Consider the following 22,041-nt stretch of genomic DNA (forward strand, 5'->3'; position numbering starts at 1 on the left):
TGCCACGGACGCAATGCGCTGATGGCGCGATGTGGACCCTGGAGAAGGCTCGGGGACTTCACGACGCACCTTTTAACAATCTGCTCTTCCTAGCGCATACCGTTCACCGCCAGAATTTCGATCCCAACAAGGTCCAGCTCAGCCGGTTGCTCAGCATCAAGACAGGCGGCTGCCCGGAGGATTGCGGCTATTGCAGCCAGTCGGCGCATCACGAAACGGGCCTGAAGGCCTCGAAGCTGATGGAGGTCGAGCGAGTCATCACTGAGGCGACCAAGGCGCGCGACGCCGGCGCCACCCGCTATTGCATGGGTGCTGCCTGGCGCAACCCCAAGCCGCGCGACATGGATGCGGTGGTCGCCATGGTCGAAGGTGTCAAGGCGCTTGGCATGGAGACCTGCATGACTCTCGGCATGCTCGATCTCGAACAAGCCGCTCGATTGAAGCAGGCGGGGCTGGACTACTACAACCACAACATCGACACGTCGGAGCGCTACTACGGCGAGGTCATCAGCACCCGCAGCTTTGCCGATCGACTCGATACGCTCGAGAACGTTCGCCAATCCGGCATCAAGGTCTGCTGCGGCGGGATTGTCGGAATGGGCGAAGAGCCGGTGGACCGGATCGACATGCTGGTGACGCTCGCCAATCTGCCGGAGCATCCAGAAAGCGTTCCGATCAACATGCTCATCCCGATCGCTGGCACCCCACTTGCCGACGCCAGCCCCATCGAGCCGATCGAGTTGGTGCGCATGATCGCGCTGGCGCGCATCATGATGCCGAAATCGCATGTCCGCCTTTCGGCCGGCCGCACCGCCATGACCGACGAGATGCAGGCGCTGTGCTTTTTTGCCGGCGCCAACTCGATCTTTGTCGGCGACACGCTCCTGACGGCAGGCAATCCCGGCCAGGACAAGGATACGCTGCTCTTCCGGCGTCTCGGCATCGAGCCGATGGAACTCGAGGCACAATGAGCGGGGCACCGCTTGCCCGCTATGACGCGACCTTGCAGGGGTTGGCGCGCAAGGACCGGTTGCGGACACTGTCGCCGCGCGCCGGGCTCGATTTCTCGTCCAACGACTATCTCGGGCTCGCCGCCTCGAAAAGGCTAGGCGACGCGGTTGCGGCGGCGATCGCGCAAGGCACGCCGGTCGGCGCGACCGGGTCACGGCTGTTGCGCGGCAATGCGCCGGAACACGAGGCCCTGGAGGCGGAGACGGCCGCGTTCTTCGGAGCCGACCGCGCACTGTTATTCGGCAGCGGCTACATCGCCAACTTTTCCCTGCTGACCGCCCTGCCCCAGAAGGGCGACCTTTTGGTCCTCGACGAACTCGCTCATGCCAGCATGCATGAGGGCGCGCGGGCGGGACGCGCCGAGTTCAAGCTCGCCGCGCATAACGACGTCGATGCTGTCCAGGATGCGATCACGCGCTGGCGCGCCGAAGGCGGCATGGGACGCGTCTGGATCGCGGTCGAAAGCCTCTACAGCATGGGTGGGGACTGCGCGCCTTTGGAGAGCCTTGTCGCGCTTGCCGATCGGCACGAGGCCTTCATCGTCGTCGACGAGGCGCATGCCACCGGCGTCTGGGGCCCGGACGGCCGCGGCCTTGCCGCCGCTTTCGAGGGCCGCGACAACATCGTCGCGCTCCACACATGCGGCAAGGGGCTCGGCGCGTCCGGCGCGCTCGTCACCGGACCGGGACTGCTGTGCGACTATCTCGTCAACCGCTGCCGGCCCTTCATCTACTCCACCGCGCCATCGCCGCTGATGGCGGTGGCGGCGCGCGAGGCGATTGCCATGCTGTCCGATGAGCCCCAACGCCGTGTCCAGTTGCAGGAGCGCGTTGCCTTGGCGGGCCGCCAATTGGCCGAGCGCTGCGGCGTGGCATCCAGCGGCTCGCAGATCCAGCCTTTCGTCATCGGCGACAACAGGCGCACCATGGCAGTGGCGGCGGCACTGCAGGCCCGCGGCTTCGACATACGCGGCATTCGTCCGCCGACCGTGCCCGAGGGCACATCGCGACTGCGCATTTCGCTGACGCTCAACGTCGACGAAGCCGACATTTCCGCCATGGTCGAGGCGCTCGTCGAGGTGTTGGCCGCGGCATGACCAAGCGCATCGTGATCACCGGAACGGATACCGGAATCGGCAAGACGGTGTTTGCGGCTGGGCTCGCCGGGCTGCTCGACGGTTTCTACTGGAAGCCGGTTCAATCGGGTCTTGACGGCGACACCGACAGCGAGGTGGTTGCGCGGCTTGCCGGTCTGCCGCCAGGGCGCGTGCTGCCGGAAGCCTACCGCTTGAAGAGCCCGCTTTCGCCGCATCGTTCGTCCGAGATTGACGGCGTCGCGATCAAGGCTGCCGATCTTACTTTTCCCGTCCTGCCGACGCCGCTAGTCATCGAGGGCGCGGGAGGGCTGATGGTGCCGCTCAACCGGCGCATAAGGTTCATCGACATCTTCGCTGAATGGCAGCTGCCCGTCATTTTGTGCGCCCGCACAACGCTCGGCACGATCAATCACACCCTGCTGTCGATCGAGGCGCTGCGCGCCCGCTCCATCCCGCTGGCCGGCATCGCTTTCATCGGCGATGAGATGGCCGATACACAACGGACAATTGCTGAAATGGGCGGTGTACCGCAGCTCGGCAGGCTGCCGTATCTCGACCCGCTGACGGACAAAACGCTGCGAGACGCAATGATTGCCGGCTTCGCCTTCGCCTCGTGTACAGGAGATGACTGATGTCGCAGTCCCATATCTGGCATCCCTTTACCCAGCACGCGCTCGAGCCGGCGATCCCCGAAATTGTCCGGACGGAAGGCGCCTACCTCCACAAGGCCGACGGCACGCGCATCCTGGATGCCATTTCGTCCTGGTGGGTCGTCACCCATGGCCATCGCCATCCGCGCATCGTCAAGGCGATCGCGACAACCGCGTCGAAACTCGACCAGATCATCTTTGCCGGCTTCACGCACGAGCCGGCCGAACGGCTGGCCGAGGCGCTTGTCGGTCTCGCTCCGTCGGGCCTCGACTGGGTGTTCTATTCCGATAGCGGCTCGACCTCCGTCGAAGTCGCGCTGAAGATGGCGCTCGGCTATTTCCGCAACATCGGCGCGCCGCGCTCGCGCATCGTCGTCATGGAACACAGCTATCATGGCGACACCATCGGCACGATGAGCGTCGGCGCCCGCGGCGTGTTCAACGCCGCCTACGAGCCTTTGCTGTTCGAGGTTGACACCATTCCCTTTCCGGCCGCAGGACGCGAGCAGGAGACGTTGGATCGGCTCGAGGTCGTCTCTCGCGACCGGCGCGCAGCTGCGCTGATCGTCGAGCCGCTGGTGCTTGGCGCCGGCGGCATGCTGATGTATCCGGCCTGGGTTTTGGCTGAATTGAAGAGGATCGCCGAGGCTTCGGGCACACTCGTTATCGCCGATGAGGTGATGACCGGCTGGGGACGCACCGGAACCATGTTCGCCTGCGAGCAGGCGTCGATCTCTCCTGATATCCTGTGCACCTCGAAGGGCCTGACCGGCGGCGTGATCCCGCTTGCGGCCACGCTCGCCACCGATGCCATCTTCCAGGCCCATTTTTCCGAGGATCGGCAGAAGACCTTCTTCCACTCTAGCTCCTACACCGCCAACCCGATTGCCTGCGCGGCCGCACTCGCCAATGTCGAGATCTGGCGTGACGAGCCTGTTATCGAGCGGATCGCGGCCCTGGCCGCGCTGCAGGCCGCTGGCCTCCGGCGCTTTCTCGACAATCCTTGCTTCACCGACTGCCGGATTACCGGCACGATCGCTGCCCTCAATTTGGGTACCGCATCCCCCGGTTATCTGGCCGAGATCGGTCCAAAGCTGCGGGCGTTCTTCCTCGATCAGGGATTGCTGGTGCGCCCGCTCGGCAACGTCCTCTATCTGCTCCCACCCTATTGCGTAACCGGCGCCGAGCTCCATCGGCTTTATGACGCCATCGAGGAAGCCGGCGAACGCTTCGGATCGAAACCATGAGCAGGTCGTCACGCATCCTCGGCCTTGGCCACCAAGTGCCTGGGCGCAAGGTTGAGAACGCCGAGATCGAGAGCAATCTCGGCCTCGAGCCAGGCTGGATCGAACGGCGCACCGGAATTCGCTCGCGCTTCTGGGCGAGTGATGAAGACACGCTGTCGGGCCTTGCCGCGCAAGCCGGCGACATGGCGCTGACGAACGCCGGCATCGAGCGCGGCGACATCGGCCTGTTGCTGCTTGCCACCTCAACTCCCGACCATCTCCTGCCGCCGAGCGCGCCGCTAGTCGCGCACCGGCTCGGCCTCTGCCGCTCCGGCGCCATCGACCTGACCGGCGCCTGCGCCGGTTTCATCTACGCGCTGATGTTCGCCGACGGGTTCACCCGCCTGCACGGTCGACCCGCCCTTGTCATTGCCGCCAACATTCTGAGCCGCCGCATCAACCCGGCCGAGCGCGCCAGCGCCGTGCTGTTCGCCGACGCCGCCGGCGCGGTCGTGATCGGTTCCAGCGAGGATGCCGAACGCGGCATTCTCGGCGCTTCGGTGAATTCAGACGGTTCGCGCTACGGATTGATCCAGATCCCCGCCGGAGGAAGCAACACGCCTTTTCACAACGACCTCGATCTCGCGCAGACCCGGATGACGATCGCCGACGGCCGTGAAGTGTTCGCCAAGGCCGTGGAGATGATGACGGCATGTTCAAGGGACGCGCTCGCCATAGCTCGAATGCGGCCGCAAGACATCGACCGGTTCGTCCCGCATCAAGCCAACGCCCGCATTTTCGATGCCGTCGGCCGAAACCTCGGCATTGCGGACCAGGCAATCGTCAAGAGGATCGCCGAATACGGTAACTCTTCGGCCGCAACGATCCCGCTCTCGTTGTCGCTCGCCAATCGGACGCAGCCACTCCGGCCGGGCGAGAAAATCCTTCTGGCGGCAGCGGGTGCCGGTCTTAACGGCGGGGGGCTTGTGGTTGGAATTTAGCCGCGCGGCGGCCCCGACAAGACATGAAGACTGTTCATGCGAGACGAAAAGGACAACAGACCGATGCGAAAAATAATCGCCGGCAAGCTCCACGGCATCCACGTCACCGAAGCAAACCTCAACTACCATGGTTCGATAACGCTCGACCCTGACCACTGCGAGGCAGCCGGGATCCTGCCCATGGAATTCGTGGAGATATGGAACAAGAATTCCGGCGCGCGGATTTCGACCTATGTCATCCTCGGCGAGCGCGGGTCACGATGCTGTATCCTCAATGGTGCTGCCGCCCGCACCTGTCAGCCTGGCGACCCGATCATCGTGTGCAACTCCATCTACCTGAACGAAGCGCATATCACAGCGCTGAAACCGCGGATCGTCACGTTCGACCCGGACAACCACATACGCGACCGCCTGAGCTACTCGGTCGATCTCGACGCATATGGCCGTTACAGTTTCTCGATTCATGATGAGGCCAATGAGGCTTTGGCGATTCCTGCGCTTGTTTCCCGGGCGTGACTTGTCCCTGACGCACGCATGAGCCGATGCGCTGTTTGCCGTCCCCGTCCACGAACGTGGTGTCTTGATCCGCCGTGAGGAGGGTATGACGAACCTCGAGGCCATCCTGATCGGCGAGCGCTGAGGGTGCAGCGCCTCGGGATAGCTGTAGAGCCGCATGACAAGCAGCAAGAAGGATCGCAACCAGATGATATGGAGCAAATCATGATCTTCCGTCAGTTGTTCGATTCCGTTTCGAGCACCTATTCCTATCTGCTTGCCAGCCGCCAAGGCGGCGAGGCCCTGATCATCGATCCGGTCTTGGACAAGGTCGACCGCTATCTCCAGCTCATGCGCGAGCTCGATCTCAGGCTGGTCAAGGCGGTCGACACTCATCTTCACGCCGACCATATCACCGGCCTTGGCGCGTTGCGCGATAAGACGCGGTGTATCACGGTGATGGGCGAGCAGACCAAGGCCGACGTGGTATCGATCCGGCTTACCGACGGCGACAGGCTGACTATCGAGGGGCTGGCGCTCGCCGTCGTCCACACGCCTGGTCATACCGACGATTCCTACAGTTTCGTCCTGCCTGACCGGGTGTTCACTGGTGACACGCTGCTCATCCGCGGCACTGGCCGCACCGACTTCCAGAACGGCGATGCGCGACACCAGTATGAGTCGATCTTCGGCCGCCTGCTCAAGCTGCCGGATGCGACGCTGGTCTATCCGGCGCACGACTACAAGGGCGATACCGTCTCGACCATAGGCGAGGAGAAGGCCTTCAACCCGCGCCTGCAGGTGAAGTCAGTGGACGAATATGTCGAGATCATGAATAATCTGAAGCTCGCCAATCCGAAAATGATGGATGTCGCCGTGCCCGCCAATATGAAGGTCGGGCTGCAGCAGGACGAGATCGCGCGGCGCGGCTGGGCGGCCAATGCCAACGAAGCGTTGGCGCTGGCCGGCAAGCCGGATGTCGTGCTGATCGACCTGCGCGAACGCTCCGAGCGCGAACGCCAGGGCATTATTCCGGGGGCGCTGCATGTGCCTTACCCGAGGCTGCAAGAAAACATCGCTCCCGGCGGCGTGTTGCACGAACTCGCCCGTTCGACCGGCAAGCGGCTTGTGCTTTACTGCGCCTTCGGCGAGCTTTCGGCCATGGCGGTGCAGGCCGCCCAGGATGAGGGCCTCACATCAGCCTGCCACATCGAGGGCGGAATCGACGCCTGGAAGAGGGTGAATGGACCATTGGCAGGATAGCTTCACCCTCTGCCACGACAAGAAGTAGGTGAGCCTCGTCAGAAATCCATGCCGCCGCCCGGCATCGCCGGTGCGGGAATTTCCTTCTTCGGCTTCTCGGCCACCATCGCCTCGGTGGTGACGAGCAGGCCGGCTATGGAAGCGGCGTCCTGCAGCGCCGTGCGCACGACCTTGGCGGGGTCGATCACGCCTTGGCCGAAGAGATCGCCAAATTCGTTGGTCTGGGCGTTCCAGCCATAGCCGAAGTCAAGCTTCTCGCGAACCCTGGCCACGATAATGGAGCCTTCCGCCCCACTGTTTTCGGCGATCTGGCGAGCGGGAGCCTCGATGGCACGCCGCACGATCTCGACACCGGTCCTCTGGTCGGGGTTGTCGAGAACGACATTGTCGAGCGCCCTTGCTGCCCTGAGTAGTGCAACACCGCCGCCCGGCAAGACACCTTCCTCGACCGCCGCGCGAGTGGCGTGCAGCGCGTCGTCGACGCGGTCCTTACGCTCCTTGACCTCGACTTCGGTCGAGCCTCCGACGCGGATCACCGCGACGCCGCCGGCGAGCTTGGCCAGGCGCTCCTGCAGCTTCTCGCGGTCATAGTCGGAAGTGGTTTCCTCGATCTGGGCCCTAATTTGAGCAACGCGGCCTTTGATTTGGTCCGTCTTGCCGGCGCCGTCGACGACGGTGGTGTTCTCCTTCTCGACCACCACCTTCTTGGCGCGGCCGAGCATCTCCAGCGTGACGTTCTCAAGCTTGATGCCGAGATCCTCGCTGATTGCGGTGCCGCCGGTGAGGATGGCGATGTCTTCCAGCATGGCCTTGCGGCGGTCGCCGAAGCCCGGAGCCTTGACGGCCGCAACCTTCAGGCCGCCGCGCAGCTTGTTGACCACCAACGTCGCGAGCGCCTCGCCCTCGACATCCTCTGCGATGATCAGCAGGGGCTTCGCCGACTGAACCACCGCCTCCAGAACCGGCAGCAGCGCCTGCAGGTTGGAAAGCTTCTTCTCGTGGATCAGCACATAGGGCTCTTCGAGCTCGACGCGCATCTTGTCCTGGTTGGTGACGAAGTATGGCGAGAGATAGCCGCGGTCGAACTGCATGCCTTCCACGACTTCCAGCTCGGTGTCGGCGGTCTTGGCTTCCTCGACGGTGATGACGCCTTCGTTGCCGACCCTCTGCATGGCTTCAGCCAGGAAGCGGCCGATCTCGGCGTCGCCATTGGCCGAAATCGTGCCGACCTGGGCGATCTCGTCGTTCTTCGTCACCTTGCGGGCATTGGCCTTCAAATCGGCGACGATCGTTTCCACCGCCTTGTCAATGCCGCGCTTCAAATCCATCGGGTTCATGCCGGCCGCGACTGCCTTGGTGCCCTCGGTCACGATCGACTGCGCCAGCACCGTGGCGGTGGTGGTGCCGTCGCCGGCGATGTCGCTGGTCTTGGACGCGACCTCGCGCACCATCTGCGCGCCCATGTTCTCGAATTTGTCCTCGAGCTCGATCTCCTTGGCGACGGTGACGCCGTCCTTGGTGATACGCGGGGCGCCGAAGCTCTTGTCGATCACCACATTACGGCCCTTCGGACCGAGCGTCACCTTCACCGCATTGGCGAGAATATCGACGCCGCGCAGCATGCGCTCGCGGGCATCAGAATGAAATTTCACTTCCTTGGCAGCCATTGGTTCACTCCTGCGAATAGGCAGTTCTTGTTGATGTCACGCGGTTTCGGTCACGTGGCTTGCCTGGCCGAGGCCGAAACCTCGATCACACCCAAGATGTCGCTTTCCTTCATGATGAGCAGGTCTTCGCCGTTGAGTTTGATTTCGGTACCGGACCACTTGCCGAACAGGATGCGGTCGTCGACCTTCACGTCGAGGGGGGTGAGCTTGCCGCTCTCGTCGCGAGCGCCCGGGCCGACGGCGATGACTTCGCCTTCCTGCGGCTTTTCCTTGGCAGTGTCGGGGATGATGACGCCGCCGGCCGTCTTCTCCTCGGCCTCGATGCGCCGAACGAGTACGCGATCATGCAATGGACGGAACTTCATATCGTTCTCCTTTAGGACAAACAGATTGCGAGAGCCTCCCGATCCGGGCCGTCAGGGCCAGAAGGGGTTCGCGCGACTTTTGCGGCATCGCGCGCATGCCGAACTGGTTTTGCTCCTTTCACGTTTCAAGATTGACTGACTCAGGAGAATTTCCGAACATCATGGCCCCTGCGATTTCCCAATGGGACGCTTGAGGTTTGTCGCGTAAGCGCGAGACCAAGGTTCGGGCCGGCACCATACTAAGCACCGCGAAATAGGATAATTGACGCGTGTTACGTCTGGCAGGCATAGTTGTCAGATGCGCTTCACATCAGGCAGGCTGGATTGAACTTGCGGCAAGTAATTGACGGAGACGCATCCGCTTTCCCATTTAACAGAGGGGAGTGTCTTCTGGCGTCTGCAAGGATACGTCTTGGCATCCCTGCGAGCAGCAATACTTAGCACATCGTTTTCGTTTACATCAAATGGGAACGCTAACGTCGAAACCATAAGCACAGCTGCTGTCGCTAACATACTTTTCATTTGTCTTGCTCCATTCCTGAAGGAGAATGTTTCTTTTCGTGACTTTCGATAAATCGAATCGAGCACGCATTAGATTTTTTGTAACGTCTTCATATTTTGCATATCGTCTTCACATGTTAAACGGGCAGAGAGCAAACGTCATGCCAGATGCAGCGGCGGCTTAAATTTCAATTAGTTACCAATTTTTCGCGCCTTGTGGGCAAAGCGGCGTCGCTATTTTGTCGAATTCCTTGCAGGAATTTGGAGGGAACCGGTCGATAGTTCTTTCATAAATTAGCTGTCGGGACGTCTGGGCGAGATGCCTCGTTGCACGTCCGCGAGCGGGATAGCCACGGTTGGCGACCCGAGTGGCAACAGCCATGCTCAAGCATGGGATCCGACGTGGACTGATGTGGATCAAGACAAAGCCAACGGGCGATCCCGCCGCGCTCGAATAATCGGAACCAGAACCTGACCCGGCCGACACCCCACCAGTCAGACCCGACAATGAGCCGGCGCCGCTGGTCGCGCCCAGCGACGTTTCACAGCGGGGACGCCCGGATCACGCGAGGGGCTTCCCGCGCCGTGGCTCCGACCTTGGGAAATCTGCCGGCGTGGCATTCGCGAACCGGTCGAACTGGCGGACTTTGAAGGTCCAAGCTCCTCAGATTTTAAGAGCTTCATGCCGCAACCCTCTCACCGACAATTTGCGACAGGATGCTTTGACATTGTGCGAGGCGCGACGAATGTCGGACATGCGGCGATCGATTGGCATGCCTCTAATGAGTTCATTCTTTGGCACGCATGTTGCTGCGTGTGTCGCTAAACGCGTCTCGCGGAGAGTGTCGCAATGTTCGCACCATGCTGTCTGCTGGAATCAGGCCGTACCTTAGGACCTCGCGGATCAGAAGAAGCAAGCGGCCGCACTGTAAGCAATAGCCAGGCTAAAGGCTGCAAGGCACTTTGACAGGATGATCCTCTTGCCTTGAGACCAACTCTGCAGTCGGTCCAACCTCGCCAATTTTCTGGATGTCCGCGCCAGAACCCGAAAATCAACACAAAGGAGAATGTGCCGATGCGGCGAGTGCTTTTAACCTATGTCGCGCTTTGCGATCTGTCGGCGGGCGCCGCCGCTGCCGACATCCCGGTGGTCGCCGAGCCGGCGGCAGTCGCCAGCGCGGTGCCCCCGGTCTTTTCGCTCGAGGGCGGGCTACGCTACTGGTACAGTGGCGGCGAAGCATCGAAGGAACTTTACAACGCCAACGGCTCGGTGATGGTGTCGCGGCTCACATACAACGATCTCGGTGCCCTATCGGGCGAAGTCTTCTTCAACGCGACCCACAATCCGACTGGCATCTTCGTCAAGGGATTCATCAGTACGGCCGGGATCGCCCAAGGTGCTCTCACCGACGAGGACTTCCTGGACGAAGAACCCTATTCGAGGACGTTGTCCGATCAGCACAACGGTCGCATCACGTATTTCACCGCCGACCTCGGATATAATTTCTGGAACACGCCGCGTTACCGCATCGGTGCCTATGTCGGATATAATTTCTGGAATGAGAGCTACCACGCCGTCCGTTGCGCGCAACAGGCGACCAACCCGGGGATTTGCGTGCCAGCCATTACGACCAATACGCGCGTCATCAGCCAGGATAACGATTGGCATTCGCTGCAACTCGGCCTGGCCGGGCAGACGCAACTCACCGAACGACTGAGCCTTTCCGGTGACGTCGCGGTGCTGTTCACGCAGCTTGACGGCAAGGATCAGCACCATCTGCGCCCAGAGATCAATCCGATTCCCGAAGACGGCAACGGATATGGCGTCCAACTCGAGGCAATGTTGAATTACAAAGTCACGGATTTGTTCAACATCGGCGTCGGCGCCCGCTATTGGAGCGCGGGAGCTGCTGGCGCCGCTCATTTCGAGGAAACGCCGGGCGGTGGTACGCCGGAGATCCAGCATTGGGAGATTGAACGCTACGGCGTGTTCGGTCAGGCGAGCATCAAGTTCGACTGAGAAAGCACCGCCAGCGCCAAGTTGCCGTTGGCCAATCGCAGTCCTAAGACAAGCTGCATGATCGGACGCGGCAACTACACAACATGGCTGAGTCTCGCGAACGGGTACGACAGCCGTGAGGCTCGTGTGCAACGCGCACGCCCTTAACCCCCAATCACCGTAGCCGCACGAAGGATTATCTCAAGGGGCGCCCAAGCAGAATGCCATGCTCTGCGAGGTCAAAGGTGGTCGACACGTTGGCGGCGCCCGGTCCCGGGCGTTCGCAGTCGTGCTGGTTGCCCTCGCACTTACGCCTGGTTAAGGGGAGCTCCGTCGAGAAAGCATCGAATGCGACAGCAACCGCGCGAATCGCGAAGCGATGCTGCCGCCCCACGCGAACAAGACCGTTTTCGATGCCCACTATCCCGTCCTTGGCCAAAATCGCCAAGCGTTCAGTTGAGTCGAGGTAATGACGCTTACGGCGTGGGCCACGCCGCAAGGATCACATGCCCAGTCTCGCTCATGACCCTTATGTCAGCGTCATGCGGCACCCGCCTGACGTACCGAGCGGTGCCGCCGCATGACGTCTCAATATCGAGGCTCACAGCAAACAAAAGCTGTCGCCTTTGAACGAAACTGTCGCATATCGAACACACGAACCATATCCGAAACCTTGGCGTTTCGCGCTCGGCTTGATCTCAAGGCAAAAAGAGAAGGAAGCGCGAACCAAGGTCCGCCGGCAAACTTGAGTGTCAACTCGCAGCTGCGTCGCCAGGATGGCACGTCACTTGCGAATGCAACTTAGGAAGCCGTTGTGAGGGTCTGCTCACGACTAGCGGAGATGACTATGGCGATTCGCTCACAGTGCTGTATTGCAGCGGTTAAAATGCCCTGCTGTTTGAGACTATGATTTAGCTTCTTCGCCTCTGTTCTTGAACAATTGTCATGCGGGTTCGTCACGCTGCGAAAGGCGCAGCGCATTGATCCTCATTTTAGATGGTGGGGATAAGGGAAGGATCCGCTCTTTGACGTCCTTCCTCTTTTATATCTTTGAACGGAGATCCAGAATGAAGATCACGAGCCTTCTTCTCGGCTCAGTTGCGACCCTCATTGCAGTTTCCGACGCACGCGCCGTCGACGCCGAGCCAGTCGCGGACGAATACGTCAAGATCTGCGACGTCTATGGCGCAGGCTTCTTCTATATCCCAGGCGCCGAAACCTGCCTGCGCATCGGCGGCTATGTCCGCTATGACATCAGCTTGGGTGACGTCGGCTCGTTGGATGGCGCAAAGGCAACCGACCACGAGGACGGCAGCACCAATGCAACCTGGAAGAAGAATGCCCGCTTCACGGTGAAGACCTGGACGAACCGGGAAACCGAGTTCGGCACGTTGAAGACCTATACCGAAACCCAGATGAACTTTGGTAATCTCAACGATTATTCGGATCCGGACAGTACTCAAAACTATGCCTCCAATAGAGATCTCAGCCTGACTTTCGCCTGGATCCAGCTTGGCGACCTTCGAATTGGTAAGGACTGGTCAGCCTTCGACATGTTTATTGGCTATCCCGGCAACGTGCTCAATCAGATGCTCGTTCCCTACGGTGATTTCGAAACCAACGTCATCCAGTACTACTTTGACGCCGGTGACGGCTTTTCGGCCGTGGTCTCGCTTGAAGAAGGCGAAGGCGTGGGCGGCACCATCGATAGCTACGTACCGCACGTGGTCGGCGGCCTGAAATACACACAACAGTGGGGCGCGATTACCGGCGTTGCCGCTTATGATAGCAACTACGGATCGGTGGCCGGCAAAGTCCGCGTCGACGTCAGCGTCACCAACGAGCTGTCGCTATTCGGAATGTTCGGCTACGGCTCCAATGGCAAGCTCGATGATGATTCCACTAACGCAATCGACGCTCACGGCCGCGGCTTCTACAAAACTTGGGGCGGCAACTGGGCTTTCTGGGCTGGCGCCACTTACAAGTTCAACGAGACAACTTTGTTCAACCTTCAGGTCTCGGGTGATCAGCTCAAGAACTATGGTGTCGCTATGAACGTCGCCTATACGCTCATTCCAGATTTCACGGTTACAGCCGAAGTCGACTATGACCGCTGCGGCGACTTCGGTATTGGCATGGTGAACCCTTCCAACGTGAACTGGACTAACGCCGACAAAAACAACAGCGTCGGCGGCATCCTGCGTTTCCAACGCTCGTTCTAACGGACGAAGAGTTGCGTCGAGGTAATTGAGCGAGGATCAATCCCGCAACACCCCAAGAGATCATCGCATGGAAGCGAGGCGAGATTGGAAGCCTCCACCACAGGCCGGATGAGGTTCGAGATGCGGACATGGGCGATTGTGCAAGGCGACATTCATGCTCGGGCGCTCATAGCCGCGGCATGCATGAGCCTGTTTCGGTCCTGCAAGGAAGTCCAGGGGCGCCGTCGGCTCAGATACAATGTCGTAGCACGCGGGCGAGCAGCGGCTTCGTCACCGATCCGCCGCATGGCGGCGCTCGACCGTGGGGAGCCCCGACCCGTCCAGCATGACTGAAACCAAGTTGCCCTCCGAAGGCAGAGGTCATAGGTTCGAATCCTGTCGGGTGCGCCATTTTTATACTGTGGAAACAGGCGGTTAGCAAGGCATTTTTCCCGAGACGAGAGAAGAGGTCGGGAAATACGTTGCGGAACCACCACGGAAGCAGTCTGGTGTGTATTCGGGCTAGCCTTTGACCGATCACCGTCGAGTCAGATGCCCGTTCCCCGCCAACTTACCACTGGTCGCGGCCGGGTGCAGCTTGTGGCTCAGGTTTTCTGGGCCATCTTGTATCTCGGTGTTCTGGTCACAGTGGCGGGCCTGCTGCGTGGTTTTGTCTCCGTGCCCGTGTTGCCGCCGGCGTCTAGTATCTTTCAGCCCGCGTTCGGCATCGCCGCCACGTCTTTCTGTTCGGCGATCGGCTCGGCCTGATGTTCGTGCTGGACGGTTCGGGCGATAGTCTTTCGGCAGTCGCGCGCCCTGCTTCAGATTGAAGATAATTCGCGAAGCAATGTGCGGCGATAAGGCCCAATTTCTGGGACGGCCGGAGACCATCTAATGGGTGCCGGCTGAGGCATAGATGAGATTGCTATAGCTCACTTTTTTTGCTAGCATGAGTTATAGAAAGGCGCTCTATAGCTCATGGCATGGAATTGGGAGCAGGCCGACTGGCCGCATTTTACCTACGACAAGATGGCATTGGACCCGCTGGAAAGCGAGTTCCTATTGCGATCGGGCGAGTTCCTGGGCGTGTTTCGCCATGTTGGCCCCGATGACCGCGATCAGATCCGCATCGATCTAATCAGCGAAGAGGCCTTGAAGACATCCGAGATCGAGGGGGAGTATCTCAACCGGGAAAGCCTGCAATCATCCTTGCGGCAGCAGCTTGGGCTCGGAGGCGAGAATAGGCGCATCCCGCCCGCCGAGCGGGGCATCGCCGAAATGATGGCTGACGTGTATCTGCATTTTGCCAACCCGCTCTCGCATCGCACGCTCTATGCCTGGCACAAGATGGTGATGTCCGGCGAGCGGCGCATCGAGACGATCGGCAACTATCGCCAGCATGCCGATGCCATGCATATCGTCTCTAACCGGCTGGACAAACCCAAAGTGCATTTCGAGGCGCCGCCCTCATCGCGCGTGAAAGCCGAGATGGACGCCTTTGCCATCTGGTTCAACGATACCGCGCCCAAGGGCAAGACTCCTCTTCCCGCGCTGACGCGCGCCGGTATCGCGCACCTTTATTTCGAGAGCATCCATCCGTTCGAAGACGGCAACGGCCGCATAGGACGTGCCCTTTGCGAAAAAGCGCTGGCGCAAAATCTGGGCGAGCCGAGCCTCATCGCGCTGGCCTGCACGATCGAGCGTCGCCGCAAAGCCTATTACGATCATTTGGAGGCCAGCAACAAAAACAACGCGATCACCGATTGGCTGATCTACTTCGCCAGCACAATCCTAGAAGCGCAGCGCGTAACGCTCGCCCGCGTCGAATTCTCCGTTGCCAAGGCCAAGTTCTACGAGCACCACCGGGGGCAGTTCAACGAACGCCAGGAAAAAGTCGTCGCCCGAATGTTCCGGGAAGGTATCGACCGCTTCAAAGGCGGCCTCAGCGCGGAAAACTACATCGCCATCACCCAGACATCGCGCGCGTCGGCAACTAGGGACTTACAGGACTTAGTCGCCAAGGGTGCGCTAACAAAAACCGGTGAACTCCGACACACACGTTACACGCTGAATATTCGTGACGATCGCCCGTAAATCCCATCAGCGAAAGAAGAGGCAGGCTGTCAAAGAGCCTGCTTGCTTCAACATAGGTGAATGGCGGGCTGCTACCCGGCAGGAGGTGGTGGAATGGGTTACGCGCGACAGGAAACCTAAGAAGAAGAAGAAAGGCGGCGCCATTCTCGCGGTCAGGTCACGGCTTAGGCCGGTGGACATCTACTGTTATCTGAAAGCTCGTTTTGGCGAACCGAACGGTTTTCAAAACTTCCTGCGCAAGGATGACAGCGATAACTGGATACACTGGGACTACAGCCTCAAGGCCGGCGAGACCGACGTGTATATCTTGGGCATGTCGCGCGAGATTCATATCATGGTCGGCGAGGTGCTCACGCACCAGCAGTGGCGGGACCTAATTGTCGGTATCAGGACGGACTATGCGAGGATCGGTCCGCAGAAATCTGCCGTACTACAGAGCCTGGAAAAATTCGTTGTCTTCCAGAACAAGTTCGTCATTATCGCAGGCCTGTGCGCCGATTTGCACGCAGCCATTCTCGATGCTCCAGCAAAGACGGCTTTTCCGAAAAGATCGCCGGCTGCCAAATCGCGGCTGAAAACTTTAGAAAAAGCCATGCAAGGCGTATCCGCACGAGCAAACGATCTCTTCGGCAACTGTCAAGCTTCACCTTCTGATGCCGGTTATGGCCGAGGCCTTCATCAATATGGTGATCCTCATGTTAACGAGATGAAATCCGAAATGCCCCTGAGGCCTATCAGGCCTTCATCCGGGCCAAGATTCCCGACCGCCTAGCGCTGCTCAGCCAACATTGCGATGGCTTTGCACGCGATATCGACAAAAGCACCAACGCCTATGCGCATTTCATGCGCGTCATCGACAAGAGAAATTTCGCATTGCATGGTAATGTCGATCCTATCCGTGAGCAGATCGAGGTGGTCTATTTCGACGGCAGACGCCCGCTCTTCAATACGCCGGGAAACCATGTCGAACGGTTCTTCGAGCATCTCGAAGCGATTCATCGACCCGAAGAGGTCGCGTCCGATTACGAGGCCGTTCACGCATTTCTGTGGGAAATTACGGAATGTCTGAAGCCTCGCATGCAGGCGTTCTTCAAACAGGTCATTGGGGATGCATATCCCGGGTTCGAAGTCCATAAGAAACGGGCTACCCGCATCCTGCCCGACCATGTGATGATGGGTATGTTGCCAAGTATGCTCTACGACAACGACCTCGATGTTAAGTGGTGAGCGAGCAGAGTCGATTCTTTGGCCCAATAGCTCTAGCCCGACATAAGAATTAGCGCGACATGACAAACATGGATTTGGAACACCCAGGGCGACCAACCGCACGTTTTCTCGAAGAAATATTCCGCGACTTGCGTGCTCTTGCGCAGAGCGCCGGTGCCTTGCATGATATTTCTGCCATCATGTATCGGGATTGGATCCTTTCTATTGATTTGCGAGAAGGCAAGGTAGTCCCCGAGTCTGATGGTGTATCGTCAAACCTGAGTCGTCAGGATGAGGGCGCCCTATGGCAAGTGTTCTTCACGGCAGCGCTCGTACGACGCTGGTATTGGAGCCGACCGCAATCGCTGTCCTAAACGATACAAAAGTGGCGGCGATCCTTGAGGCTCGCAGAATATGAGCAAGGTGGCGGGCGCACTTGAGCTGCTTTGCTGGCAGCGAGTGTGCAAGCCCTACTGATTAGAGATGGCCACGCTCCAGGACTTTCAATCGACCCATATCCTGTGTGATGCCGCCTTTCTCCTCGGCTCAATCCCGCTGACCAGGATACGGTCTGACGGAGCTTCATGTCGTTCCCCTCGGCACCGCGGGCCAACAGCGGCCCGCTCGGAACTGGCACCCTTCGTCAGCATCGCGCGCCCATGCCGACTTAGTTTTGCTCATTTCCCGTATCAAAGAGGTGGACTCATTGATCAATCCCGATGACGCTACCAGCCCGAAGTCGGCAAACTCCAGCTTTCGAAGGAACCTAGGGATCAATTCGCATCTGTGCGACTACTGCGCAGACCTGCAGAGAGAGGCAATTGGACGAGCATAACCCCAAGGAAGAACCGATCGAGACCGTCTTCCGGAACGGCACGATCACCGTCGTCGGCATATTGCTGGCGTTTTCGCTGGGTTTCGTCACACATTGGGCGGCAAACCCGGTGCCGTGGCGATTTTACGACCTGTTCGCAGTGGTCCCAATCCTGGTCGGCATAGCATCGCAGATGCGGGCGTTGTCGCTGTTGCTCGACATGAGTTCGCTGCGACGCCACGTCTACGAACGCGCCAACCGCATTTTCATGGCCGGTCTCATCCTGACCGCTTGCGGCGTCGGTCTGGCAATTCTGCTCGACGTCTTCGAAGTGGCGTCGACGGTCACGCTGCCTGGAGCGTAACCAAGGGCACCACCATCAAGCGTTTTCACGCCCTATAAGTTCATCCCAGCGCTATTGCGACTGCAGCCTCGATCTTGTCGAGCACGTCTTCAAAGTTCAAATGCCGCAGGCCGCGTACCACGATCGGTGCGCTTCGACGCAAGGATGTTTTTTGGCATTCTTCGCATCCCTACTATGTTGCCCCATTGGTTTGAAACCATCCGGCTTGGCCCATCTTGACCGGCATCTCGGCAAGCAGACATTGCAACAGTTTCTTCAAAGAAATTCATAGACTCTTAGCAACCCAAAATCGCTGTGAATGGTAGGCTAATCTCAACGTCTCAGGTCAGCCAGAGGACTCAAAACTGCGGCCCTTCCTATTCTGCGTCCGCCGAACTGCACGCAATCTTGGATTAAAATAGCAAGAAAAGCTCCCGTAATGGTTGTTCCAACTCAATCACTGTCGGTTCGAAACAATTACATGCGTAGAAATAAGTACGTATCCACGGGACCGCCGAGTGCGCCTGGTTGGTGATAATAAGCAACGAGATAATTGGTTTGAAGGCTGCAACATCTGCGGAGAACGCCAAATGACAAGTTCAGTGCAAAGAGTGTCCATTCTTTCCATGTGGGTTTGATGCTGAACAATGATGACACTGGTCAGTCGTCTACGGGCGGCAGCGCATTTTGATCGCCTTCGAATCCTGGGCCTTTGCGCGCATGCGGACCTAACAGTCTGCGAGTTGGCAGACATTTTGGATCTGCGTCGCGATCGCGTTGTGCGACACGTCCGGCTACTCGCGAGAGCCGACTTTCTTTGCTGCAACGAACAGCCTCCGTGGCGCTCCTATCATCTCAAACCAGGAGACAAGGACGGCGGTCTGGTCCAATTGCTAGTCGATCTACTGCCCCACTGCGATGGCCATCATGAAAGAGACCTACAACGACTGGAAGCGATACGAGACGAGCAGCCGAAGGGGACGGCCTGCTTGATCGTGAAATAGATCGATCCAATTGGAGCGCGAGCCTATGATGGATAACTCTGCTGAGCGCACCATCGCGCAGCCCGACACTTACGGACGCTCTTCCTTAGCCGCGGTTGATAGCTGCGTTCACGAACTGCTTCTGAGACAAGAGCGACAGGAGCGCACGACGCTCAAACTGGTCGCTTCTGAAAACTTTGCCTCTTCGGCAGTGCTCGAAGCGACCGGGTCGATTTTCACAAACAAGTACGCCGAGGGTTACCCTGGTGCGCGCTACTATGCGGGAAACGAGATCGTCGATGAACTTGAGAACCTCGCCATCGAGCGTTTGAAGAAACTATTTGGAAGCGAACACGCCAACGTCCAGCCCTATTCCGGCTCGCCGGCCAATCAGGCTGTCTATCGCGCGCTTTTGAAGCCCTGCGACAAAGTCATGGGCTTGCCCATTCCGGAAGGGGGTCATCTGACCCATGGTTGGGCTATCAACTTTTCCGGAACCGACTACCAACGAGTCCCCTATGGGCTACACGAAAAGACCCAGCAAATTGACTATGACCTCTTGCGCGAGACAGCTAAGCGGGAACGGCCGCGGCTCATTTGGATCGGCGGAACTGCTTATCCGCGTGTCTTTGACTACGCGGCAATGGCAGAAATTGCTCTGGAGGCGAACGCCTATCTCGTGGCCGACATTGCGCACATCAGCGGCCTGATTGTGGCAGGAGCGCATCCGAATCCCGTGCGCCATTGCGACGTCGTCACCAGCACCTCTCATAAGTCGATCCGCGGCCCCCGCGGCGGCTTCATTTTGTCGAGGAATGAGGATCGTTATCAGGCGCTCTATCATCCGAAAAGCAAATACAATCTCGCCAAGCGGATTGATCGCGCGGTCTTCCCTCACCTGCAGGGCGGGCCACATATGAATGTTATCGCCGCGCTAGCAGTCGCCTTACAGGAAGCGGCGACCCCGGCATTCCGTATCTACGGGCAACAGACCGTCAAGAATGCCAAGGCTTTGGCCCAGGCGCTGCTTGAGCGAGGTTATGACCTGGTTACCGGGGGGACCGACAATCACATGCTCATCCTTGACCTGCGTGATCGACCACTGTCGGGCAAGGCCTACGCCGAGCGATTATCAAAGGCGGGCATCATTACGAACTTTAATATGGTCCCGGGGGATCCGCGCGATCCGGCGGTTACAAGCGGAATTCGCTTGGGGTCGCCAGCAGTGACGTCACTGGGCATGCGCGAGGGGGAAATGGTGCAAATCGCTGCCTTTATTGACCTGGTCTGTCGCCAGCCCAACAATCCGGATGTTCATGCCAGCGTGCGAAAAGACGTTGCCAACTTGTGCGCTGCGTTCGAGGTCCCGGGCATCACCGACAGGTAAAGCGGGCTAAGCAAAATGCCCCATGCAAACTCCAACACCCGAAGCGAGGCACTTCATGGCTAGGCAGTTCGTTTTCTCTTCCGAATCGGTTGGCGCTGGACACCCGGATAAGCTCGCCGACAACATCTCGGACGCAATCCTCGACGCAGTCTTGCGCTTCGATCCGAACGCGCGCGTCGCTTGTGAAGCCCTGGTGAAGACATGTGAAGCCTTGGTGAAGACAGGGACGGTCGTTCTGGCTGGCGAGATTACCAGCGATGCAAAGATCGACTACAGCCAAGTCGCACGCGATACGATTGTTGATATCGGATACGACGATGAGGCCGTTGGCTTTGACGGCCGGCGTTGCTCCGTCATTCATGCCCTCACCGAGCAGTCACCCGACATTAGCCAAGGGGTTGACGAAGGTCGGGGACAAGATCTCGAACAGGGAGCAGGAGATCAAGGCCTCATGTTCGGCTATGCATGCCGCGAGACCGATACTCTGATGCCTTTGCCGATCCAGCTCGCCCACCGTTTGACGAAAAGACAGGCGGATGTCCGCAAGGCAGGTCATCTTAGCTGGTTGCGCCCTGACGTGAAATCCCAAGTCTCCGTGCGTTATGAGGGCTTACGGCCCGTCGCCCTGGATACGATCGTCGTGTCGACGCAACACAATGAGCAGGTCTCGCAAGAGACAGTTCGCGAGGGGGTCATTGAGGAAATAATAAAGCCGGTCCTGCCGACCGACCTGGAAACGAAAGACATCAGAATTCTGGTCAACCCAACAGGGCGGTTCGTGGTCGGAGGGCCCCGCGGCGACTGCGGCCTCACCGGACGCAAGATCATCGTCGATTCCTATGGTGGAATGGGGCGTCACGGCGGCGGCGCCTTTTCAGGCAAGGACCCATCCAAGGTTGACCGCTCGGCTGCCTACGCCGCCCGATATGTTGCGAAGAATGTGGTGGCCAGCGGACTTGCGGATGTCTGCGAGGTGCAGCTTGCTTACGCGATCGGCGTGGCCAGTCCCGTTTCTGTCATGGTCAATACTTTCGGGACAGCAAGGGTTGAGGAAAGAAGTATCGAGCAGCTCATTCTTGAGTTGTTCGACCTCAAGCCGAAAGGCATTATCAAGATGCTTGATCTTTTACGCCCGATTTACCGCAAGACTGCGACCTATGGTCATTTCGGTCGCGAAGAGCCCGAGTTCACCTGGGAGAGGACTGACAGAGCCGACGATTTGCGGCGCGAGGCTGGACTCGCAGCCCCTCGAGGCCCCGCGTCAAATGGACCTGCGTGCGGAAGGCCCATTCCAACTAACCAGACCTTGCCCAGCCGGCATGGACAAAGCGGTAGCCCCGTTGGCGCAGACGTTGATGTTGAAATATGACGTGCTTTGCATCGTCAATGGCATTTTCGAGATCATCGCCCAGTGCGATGAGACGTTCCTCAAGGCCAACGGCATCATCAAGGGCGCGATGAACCTCATCGACACCGGTCGCGCCGAACTGATGGCTTTTACAAGGCTCTGCTGCCATGGCAGGTCGCCGCCTCAACGCACTGGGGCATAGTTTGTCGCCTCGGACAAGCCATCGCGTCCAACGGGCTCCTCCGACCATTTGGAAAACGGATGGGTCATATCCAAACAATCGATTTTGCCCATCCGCGAGAATCCCGCATAGTAGGTGCCGCGGAGCCCCGCTGTGCCGGTGAAATGACTACTGTTTGGAAGCGCCTGAAAAACAAATTTTGCATGACCT

The 22,041-nt window shown here is 59.1% G+C and carries 18 protein-coding genes, 1 tRNA gene and 1 pseudogene; 18 read left to right on the forward strand and 2 right to left on the reverse strand.

Annotated elements, in window-relative coordinates:
* The first annotated feature begins 29 nt into the window (after positions 1–29).
* The 7 genes from bioB to PU724_RS29150 all read left to right on the forward strand — a co-directional run bounded on the left by bioB (position 30) and on the right by PU724_RS29150 (position 6,742).
* Positions 30–971, forward strand: coding sequence for a biotin synthase BioB (gene bioB / locus PU724_RS29120; RefSeq protein ID WP_354425231.1), 942 nt, complete (start codon positions 30–32; stop codon positions 969–971).
* On the forward strand, positions 968–2,107 hold the full coding sequence (locus tag PU724_RS29125; RefSeq protein WP_354425158.1) for an 8-amino-7-oxononanoate synthase: 1,140 nt from the start codon (positions 968–970) through the stop codon (positions 2,105–2,107). The genes bioB and PU724_RS29125 overlap by 4 nt, the downstream gene beginning before the upstream one ends.
* A complete protein-coding gene (bioD, locus tag PU724_RS29130) occupies positions 2,104–2,739 on the forward strand; it encodes a dethiobiotin synthase (protein ID WP_354425156.1) in 636 nt (211 codons plus the stop codon). The genes PU724_RS29125 and bioD overlap by 4 nt, the downstream gene beginning before the upstream one ends.
* Positions 2,739–4,004 carry an adenosylmethionine--8-amino-7-oxononanoate transaminase gene (locus PU724_RS29135; protein WP_354425154.1) on the forward strand — a complete coding sequence of 422 codons (1,266 nt, stop codon included), beginning with the start codon at positions 2,739–2,741 and terminating at the stop codon, positions 4,002–4,004. Before bioD ends, PU724_RS29135 begins: the two co-directional genes overlap by 1 nt.
* Positions 4,001–4,984, forward strand: a complete 984-nt coding sequence (locus PU724_RS29140; RefSeq protein ID WP_354425152.1) for a beta-ketoacyl-ACP synthase III — start codon at positions 4,001–4,003, stop codon at positions 4,982–4,984. The genes PU724_RS29135 and PU724_RS29140 overlap by 4 nt, the downstream gene beginning before the upstream one ends.
* Before the next feature lie 63 nt (positions 4,985–5,047).
* Positions 5,048–5,500, forward strand: coding sequence for an aspartate 1-decarboxylase (gene panD, locus PU724_RS29145; RefSeq protein WP_354425229.1), 453 nt, complete (start codon positions 5,048–5,050; stop codon positions 5,498–5,500).
* A 204-nt stretch (positions 5,501–5,704) separates the two neighbouring features.
* The gene (locus PU724_RS29150; protein ID WP_354425150.1) at positions 5,705–6,742 is read left to right on the forward strand and encodes an MBL fold metallo-hydrolase; all 1,038 of its coding nucleotides are present in this window, start codon (positions 5,705–5,707) and stop codon (positions 6,740–6,742) included.
* Positions 6,743–6,780: 38 nt separating this feature from the next.
* Here PU724_RS29150 and groL read toward each other — a convergent pair whose 3' ends face one another.
* Positions 6,781–8,409 carry a chaperonin GroEL gene (groL, locus tag PU724_RS29155; protein ID WP_354425148.1) on the reverse strand — a complete coding sequence of 543 codons (1,629 nt, stop codon included), beginning with the start codon at positions 8,407–8,409 and terminating at the stop codon, positions 6,781–6,783.
* A gap of 50 nt (positions 8,410–8,459) precedes the next feature.
* Positions 8,460–8,774, reverse strand: coding sequence for a co-chaperone GroES (gene groES / locus PU724_RS29160; RefSeq protein WP_354425146.1), 315 nt, complete (start codon positions 8,772–8,774; stop codon positions 8,460–8,462).
* Positions 8,775–10,350: 1,576 nt separating this feature from the next.
* On the opposite strand from groES, the gene PU724_RS29165 reads away from it, so the two are divergent.
* From PU724_RS29165 to PU724_RS29215, 11 genes and pseudogenes are all read left to right on the forward strand, one after another.
* On the forward strand, positions 10,351–11,295 hold the full coding sequence (locus PU724_RS29165) for an omptin family outer membrane protease (protein WP_354425144.1): 945 nt from the start codon (positions 10,351–10,353) through the stop codon (positions 11,293–11,295).
* 1,046 nt (positions 11,296–12,341) lie between these two features.
* Positions 12,342–13,496: a porin gene (locus PU724_RS29170; RefSeq protein ID WP_354425142.1), complete on the forward strand. Its 1,155-nt coding sequence runs from the start codon at positions 12,342–12,344 to the stop codon at positions 13,494–13,496.
* A 291-nt stretch (positions 13,497–13,787) separates the two neighbouring features.
* Positions 13,788–13,886 (forward strand) — tRNA-OTHER (locus PU724_RS29175).
* A gap of 567 nt (positions 13,887–14,453) precedes the next feature.
* Positions 14,454–15,569: a Fic family protein gene (locus tag PU724_RS29180; RefSeq protein ID WP_354425140.1), complete on the forward strand. Its 1,116-nt coding sequence runs from the start codon at positions 14,454–14,456 to the stop codon at positions 15,567–15,569.
* Positions 15,553–16,341, forward strand: a complete 789-nt coding sequence (locus PU724_RS29185) for a hypothetical protein (RefSeq protein WP_354425138.1) — start codon at positions 15,553–15,555, stop codon at positions 16,339–16,341. The genes PU724_RS29180 and PU724_RS29185 overlap by 17 nt, the downstream gene beginning before the upstream one ends.
* A 71-nt stretch (positions 16,342–16,412) precedes the next feature.
* Positions 16,413–16,796, forward strand: coding sequence for a hypothetical protein (locus PU724_RS29190; protein WP_354425136.1), 384 nt, complete (start codon positions 16,413–16,415; stop codon positions 16,794–16,796).
* A gap of 59 nt (positions 16,797–16,855) precedes the next feature.
* Positions 16,856–17,149, forward strand: a complete 294-nt coding sequence (locus tag PU724_RS29195; protein WP_354425135.1) for a hypothetical protein — start codon at positions 16,856–16,858, stop codon at positions 17,147–17,149.
* Between the two features lie 447 nt (positions 17,150–17,596).
* The gene (locus PU724_RS29200) at positions 17,597–17,953 is read left to right on the forward strand and encodes a hypothetical protein (protein WP_354425133.1); all 357 of its coding nucleotides are present in this window, start codon (positions 17,597–17,599) and stop codon (positions 17,951–17,953) included.
* A gap of 1,011 nt (positions 17,954–18,964) precedes the next feature.
* Positions 18,965–20,302, forward strand: a complete 1,338-nt coding sequence (locus tag PU724_RS29205; protein WP_354425227.1) for a serine hydroxymethyltransferase — start codon at positions 18,965–18,967, stop codon at positions 20,300–20,302.
* A gap of 55 nt (positions 20,303–20,357) precedes the next feature.
* Positions 20,358–21,671 carry a methionine adenosyltransferase gene (metK, locus tag PU724_RS29210; protein WP_426213722.1) on the forward strand — a complete coding sequence of 438 codons (1,314 nt, stop codon included), beginning with the start codon at positions 20,358–20,360 and terminating at the stop codon, positions 21,669–21,671.
* Positions 21,658–21,795, forward strand: a pseudogene (locus PU724_RS29215) (adenosine kinase); the annotation flags it as partial. The gene metK and the pseudogene PU724_RS29215, both read left to right, overlap by 14 nt.
* Positions 21,796–22,041 lie beyond the last annotated feature (246 nt).

This window comes from Mesorhizobium abyssinicae (genome assembly GCF_049887195.1).
Taxonomy (GTDB): Bacteria; Pseudomonadota; Alphaproteobacteria; order Rhizobiales; family Rhizobiaceae; genus Mesorhizobium; species Mesorhizobium abyssinicae.